5 protein-coding genes are annotated in these 5,806 nt (G+C 46.3%); 4 read left to right on the top strand and 1 reads right to left on the bottom strand.

Translation table 11 applies throughout. The features are described from left to right. Positions 1-92 precede the first annotated feature (92 nt). The 4 genes from IQ270_RS27390 to IQ270_RS27375 all read left to right on the top strand — a co-directional run bounded on the left by IQ270_RS27390 (position 93) and on the right by IQ270_RS27375 (position 3,954). Complete coding sequence (locus IQ270_RS27390; RefSeq protein WP_193976306.1) at positions 93-590, top strand: hypothetical protein; 498 nt, start codon at positions 93-95, stop codon at positions 588-590. Between the two features lie 565 nt (positions 591-1,155). Continuing rightward, positions 1,156-1,761 (top strand): DUF1517 domain-containing protein, encoded by a 606-nt coding sequence (locus IQ270_RS27385; RefSeq protein ID WP_193976305.1) that lies wholly within the window; start codon positions 1,156-1,158, stop codon positions 1,759-1,761. Positions 1,762-1,841: 80 nt separating this feature from the next. Then, positions 1,842-2,723, top strand: a complete 882-nt coding sequence (locus tag IQ270_RS27380) for a hypothetical protein (RefSeq protein WP_193976304.1) — start codon at positions 1,842-1,844, stop codon at positions 2,721-2,723. 181 nt (positions 2,724-2,904) lie between these two features. Beyond that, positions 2,905-3,954 (top strand): S-layer homology domain-containing protein, encoded by a 1,050-nt coding sequence (locus IQ270_RS27375; protein WP_193976303.1) that lies wholly within the window; start codon positions 2,905-2,907, stop codon positions 3,952-3,954. 200 nt (positions 3,955-4,154) lie between these two features. Here IQ270_RS27375 and IQ270_RS27370 read toward each other — a convergent pair whose 3' ends face one another. Next, positions 4,155-5,753 (bottom strand): peptidoglycan-binding protein, encoded by a 1,599-nt coding sequence (locus IQ270_RS27370; RefSeq protein ID WP_193976302.1) that lies wholly within the window; start codon positions 5,751-5,753, stop codon positions 4,155-4,157. Positions 5,754-5,806 lie beyond the last annotated feature (53 nt).

The following is a 5,806-nucleotide window of genomic DNA, read 5'->3' as shown; positions in this document are numbered from 1 at the left end:
ATCTGTGATTTGAGCCGATAGCGACTGTTGATCTATTTGTGAAGAGCTGTTACATTATTTTTTTAATTATCCTTTACAATTTCCAGAACACCATGAAGAAGTTTCAAGTGTTAGCTGGCATTGCTTCGGTGGCGGCGATCGCCAGCAGCATCGCTATCGGTGACGCTGCATCTGCTTTCCCCTGTTCCTACAAAAAATCTGGGGCGACTCAATCTGGTTCTGCGACAACGCTCCTGGGTTCGGGCGGCTCCGATCGAATGAATCCGTGGAAATCTTACAAAACAGCAGCTTTGGGTTTTCTGGGTTTGACTGGGGTTCTGGGTGGCGGTGCGGCTTACATGAGCTATCGCGCCGGCCAGCGGGCCTCTGCGGCTTGTGCTGCGATGAGCGAGAATTTTGAAGTTTTTGAAGAGCCGATCGCAGATGCAGGTGTTTCTGAATCTCTGGAATTTGGCGCACTCGAAGAAGCGGCTGCGGTTGCTGTAGCTCAAACAGCAGATGCAGATGCGGTTGCAATTGTTCGCGAACACCCGGAAGCTCCAGGTGGCGAGCTGGATTTGCCGGTGTCGCAAGTTGGTCAATTGAATTAGAAAAGTGCGATCGAACAAGTTGAAAGCGCGATCGTCAAATCGTTCTCTCAACCCAAGATATTCGATCGAGGAACCTCCTGTCTGGCAAGATTGGAGGTTTTTTGATTTGAAATTGGGGAGCATTTGTGTTTTGATTTAACGGGCGATCTGCAAGATATCGTTTGTATCGCCGAAAGCGAGTTTTTTTAGCGCTCTTCAACAGTCAACAGTCAACAGTCAACAGTCAACAGTCAACAGTCAACAGTCAACAATTCCCCAGGAGTGCAACCGGAATTGATATTACTCGATCTTTCCCGGGTTTCTGCGTCAGTTTTTTAGGCAATTAATTAACTCAACAAACATCTCCAATAATTAGTGTGGATCGGGTTAGCTTGCGTGCTGTTTGCAGCCTTGTTATGATTCCTCCAATATCGAGTGTTTCAAATTAGATGAGTCACAGCGAGACTGCCGGCTGCCGCGGAAGTCGCCAGAAACCATCTCGATCTCAATCTGAGGGTAGACGGCAAGATTTGTAATCCCCTGCTAGGGTGAGAAATATAGCCCTACAGATTACAAAGTATAGGTTATGAATTCTTGGCGCGATCGATTCAATCAATTTACAGGTAAAGCTAGATTAGCAGTTTGTCGCCTGTTCGTTCAGCTAACAGGCGAAGAAGTTGCACCGATGCTAGGAGTTCTCAACCGCACCGCCAGAGAAGCAATTGATGCTGATGGCGACGTAGCAATTTTAGGAGAAGGTCTTGGAGAAATTTGCAATCACTTGTTACAGTATGACAACTACTGGCAAGCAGCCGCGAATGAAGGCGATGTTTTTTGGGATGAAGGCGAAGCGGGCGATTATGTGGATGAACTTTTCACTGATTCAGCCGATCGCTATCTCAGCGAACCCCAACACAGCACATCTGTTTACGATAAAAATTCCTCGTTGTCTTTGCCGGTAACTACAAATGTCGTAGTGATGCTGACAGTTGCTTATGAAGGTGAAGTTCCAGCCCTAGAAACAGACCTAGCTGATATCAGCGCCCTGAAAGTCGGTTTAAAAGCATTGATTAATTTACATTACCAGGAAAGGCTGCGAGCCGTGCAAGTTCACTTTTCTCCCGCACAGTTAGGAGACGAACTTACCAACGACCAAGTGTTGGTCAATTTCCCAGAACTAATTCCTCTTTAATGAAAGAGTTATTAGTTATTAGTTATTGGTTGTTTGCTACCAATGCCGGATGCCAAATACAAAATTAAAAAACATTATTTATGCTGCGAAAATTGACAATTTATTTAATGACTTTAAGTTTAATGTGGACGGCAACCGCCTGCGGTTCTCCTAGCCCAGAACCTCCCAAAAATTCGGCTAAGGGGAATGTTAATACAGTGCGTCCGGCAGCCAACAATAACTTGGCTCAAGGGGAATATCCCGTACAGCAAGCTACCTACGACGATGGTGACGGTGAATATGGTTTGATGTTGCTGAATACTCCCCCGGGATCTCCCCCGCTTTACCGGACTAGGGATTTGCAAATGGCTCGTTTAACTGATGAAGAAATATCGGCGGGGAAGAAAAGTTACCTAAAGATTGATAACAATCAAGCGAGCTTGCATTTGACAGAAGATTTTAAAATAGAGTACGTTCACAACGTTACTCAAACTGTTGCTAATCCTCAAACAGGTCAGCCACAAACAGTCGTGGTGCGGCAGCAATCGGGTTTCTGGGCGCCGTTTGCAGGGGCGGTGGCAGGTCAGGCGATCGGCAGTTTGTTATTTAGACCGCGATATTACGTGCCGCCAGTTTATCAGCCCGGGGTAATTCTGAGAGGATATGGCGGGTACGGCAATACTTACGGCGAAGCTGTCGGGCAGTATCAAACTCGCTACCAAGCCCCGCCTGCTGCTGTGAGAAACCGTCAAGTTTTAAGGACGACCGGCCGCTTGCGATCGCCCGCATATAACCAGCCAGTAAGACGGCCAGCACCGCCAAATTCCAATCGATCGACCGGTTCGGGTTACGGCGGCAGCACTTTGAGGCGATCGCGGCAGCCCCGTCAAAATCAATACAAGCGGCAGCCGAGTTTTGGTAGCGGCAGGAGTTCTCGTTCACCGAGTCGCAGTCGCTCTTCTGGGGGCCGTAGAACGCGGTAAGTTGAAGATTGCAACAATCAGTAACTGAGTTCGGTAAAAGTTGTTTGATCTATCCTCTCGATGCCACGCCGCCGCAGGTATTGAGAGTGAAAACTTTGGAATAGTTGATTTGGCGCTCTCTGTTTCCCCCAGACAAAAAAAATATGTGATTTAATTGCTACATTGATCTGTAGGTGACAATATGTCTTCTTCGCAACCCCCGTCAGGGAAAAGAAAATCTCTAGGATTTGATGAATTGATTGCCATCTTGGTTGCTTTCGGTACGATGGGAGCAATTTTATTTTGGGTAACAGGTAAAAACCCCAATCAATTCGGTGTCAAAAATTGGCAATTTCCAGCCGTTTTTTCTGACTCTGCACCCGCGCCGGCGAGCAGGGGAATATTAATGCCTGCGGCGCCGAGTTCCGATTTGCCTGCACCCGCGCCCGCTAAATCTCCTGCGCCCCGGGCTACAACACTGATTCCCTCTCTACGGAATAATGCCACGGGTGTTGGATCTTTAGGGCCGATTTTACCGCAAAATCCTCCGGTGGGGGCGATCGTTCTTGTTCCTCAAACGCCAATTGTGGGCGAGGCTTCCCCTCCAGCAATTACCAAACCCAAAGGCGCTAAACCAAAAGTTGGCGCCGTTAAATTCTCGGACATTCCTGACAATTATTGGGCGCTTCCGTTCATTGTTGCTTTAGTCGATCGGCAAATCTTTACTGATTTCACCGACAACAAGTTTCGTCCCGACGAACCGATGACGCGAGCCGAACTAGCGCGCTTAATTGAGCGGATGTCCGACAAACAACCAGTCCAAAAACCGATTAACTTTGCAGACGTGAAAGACAAGAACCCTGCCGCTAGTGCGATCGATGGCAGCGTACAAAAAGGATATCTTAAAGGATACCCAAACAATGAGTTCCGTCCCACAAAAGATGTTCCTCGTCTCGAAGTCATCGTAGCATTAGCTAGTGGTTTGAAGCTCAAACAACCAGGCAATGCCAGCAAAATTTTAGAATTGTATACAGACAGGAAACAAGTGCCGAAATGGGCAGTTGACAAAGTAGCAGCGGCGACGGAAGGTGGTATTGTTGTCAACCACCCGAAGCCCGAACTTTTGCAGCCAAACAAAGCAGCAACTCGCGCCGAAGTAGCAGCCATGATTTACCAAGCTATGGTCAAAAATGGCCAAGTACCTGCTAAGCCTTCTCAGTACGTTATCGATCCCGTCAAGTCGTCCAAATAATATTTTCACCCCTCATCTAGCGCGCGCGCACCGATTTAAAAAATCAGATCCTGTCCGATAGATTACCATCACAAAAACGGTTCGTAGTGCGGAATAAAGTCCGCACTACGAACCTATTTTATCGTTTTCAATCCGACCGGATACGATATCAATCTTTGCGCCGCAGCGCACCCTACAAACTTCCCTCCGAACCTGTTAAATTAATCTTGAAACACCATAATACTGCCCGAATAGCAAGCTACCCAAACTTGATTAGTTTCCGGATCGTAAGTAATTCCGATCGGACTTGAGTTAACATTCACTGTTTGCAGAACTTTCATGTCGCTTGTCCTAACTTTGCTAACAGTATTTGAGAAATAGTTCACTACGTAAATTAGTTTCCCGCTATCAGAAATTGTCATGCTGCGAGGTGCTTTTCCTGTCGAAACTTTATCTACCACTTTACCAGTTTTTAGGTCAATTTTTGCCACATTTCCTTCACCGTTCAAGGTGGCATAAAGATATTTTCCGTTGGGGTCTATCGTCAAATGACGCGGCGCATTGCCAATATTTCTCAGCCATTCTACTGAAAAGTCTCTGAGATTCACTTTCGCAATATCCGAAGAACCCATGACGGCAATATAGGCATTTTTTGAGTCGGGAGTGACCACAATACCCCGAGGATATGCACCCAGTTTTACCCGCTCGACTTCGATATTTTTATTGATATCAACTACGCTCAAATCCCAACTGCACCAATTGCTGGCGAGGGCGAAGCGATTGTCTGGCGAAACAGCATTGAATTTGGGAACGGCACCGACAGGAATTGCGTTTTCTATTTTTAACGTTTCGGTATTGATGCGGTAGAGGAAACTTTGGTCGTGTTTGGCCGATGGAGAACATCTATCGCTCCCCGGATTGTCAAACCCTTTACCGTACATTTGATAGTTGGATACGTAGGCATATTTGCCGTCTGTTGAAAAAGCTGCTTCTACGGGAGAACCTCGATAATTGCCTTTAAATTTTGTAAATCCGAATTTGGACAAGTTTATGGTGTCGGGAATAGTCTTGACTAATTTAAAGTTCCTGTCGTAAACTGTGATTGTGTGGCTGTACATCATGTTTTGAGCAAAAAACAAACCTGCTCCTGAATAAACTATTGATTTCGGCGATATATTGCCGTAAATTGTTTTTTTCAAGGTCATTTTTCCTCGCAGGTTTTCTGGAGAGTTTACGAGTTTTTCGGAAGGTAATTCACTGGCTTTTTCCTCGAAATTTTGATCGGAAGTTTCTGTTTTAAATGGGGGTAAAAATGGTTTGTGAAAGAAAGGTTTTTGGGGCTGATTTTTAGTTGTATCTTCGAGTTGGTTGGGGTTGTCGGTGGCGGTAGGAGGTGGCGAAGGCCGATCGAGCTTTGACGGTGTTTTCTCTACAGGTTCGCTGTCAGCAATCGCGCCTTCCGGCTGGAGTTGCAGTGCTGACAAGGTTTGAGGGCCGACAATTCCGTCAACTTTCAGGTTGTTGTCTGTTTGGAATTTTTTCACCGCAGTCTGGGTGATGGAACCGTAAAATCCTGTGGGTTTCCTGCTAAAATATCCTGCGTCTTGCAGGGTTTTTTGGAGTTCGGTAACTTCTGGCCCTGAGTCGCCTTTTTTGATGGCGAGTGCGGGATTGACTAAATTTAAAATTGTCAGAGCGATCGTAAAGAAAAGTAAAGGAGCAAAGGCTAAATTTAGGTGTTGTGTCGAGTTGGGCGATCGAGTTTGAGGCGCAGGCGTTTCCCAAGTTTCAGCTAAATGCAGGTAAGCTAATCCGTCCATAGTTTTTACCAGGTATTTTGGATGCTATAGCAATCCTAAATGATTTATGGTAC

This window comes from Microcoleus sp. LEGE 07076, from assembly GCF_015207455.1.
Lineage (GTDB): Bacteria > Cyanobacteriota > Cyanobacteriia > Cyanobacteriales > Microcoleaceae > Microcoleus.
Note: the sequence above shows the minus strand (reverse complement) of the source record. Positions and strands in the feature narration are given on the sequence as shown.

Bases quoted from the DNA above. Each gene is read 5' to 3' on its own strand.
- IQ270_RS27380 (WP_193976304.1), top strand. From the start codon at position 1,842: ATGCTGCGAAAATTGACAATTTATTTAATGACTTTAAGTTTAATGTGG.
- IQ270_RS27370 (WP_193976302.1), bottom strand. From the start codon at position 5,753: ATGGACGGATTAGCTTACCTGCATTTAGCTGAAACTTGGGAAACGCCT.
- IQ270_RS27375 (WP_193976303.1), top strand. From the start codon at position 2,905: ATGTCTTCTTCGCAACCCCCGTCAGGGAAAAGAAAATCTCTAGGATTT.
- IQ270_RS27385 (WP_193976305.1), top strand. From the start codon at position 1,156: ATGAATTCTTGGCGCGATCGATTCAATCAATTTACAGGTAAAGCTAGA.
- IQ270_RS27390 (WP_193976306.1), top strand. From the start codon at position 93: ATGAAGAAGTTTCAAGTGTTAGCTGGCATTGCTTCGGTGGCGGCGATC.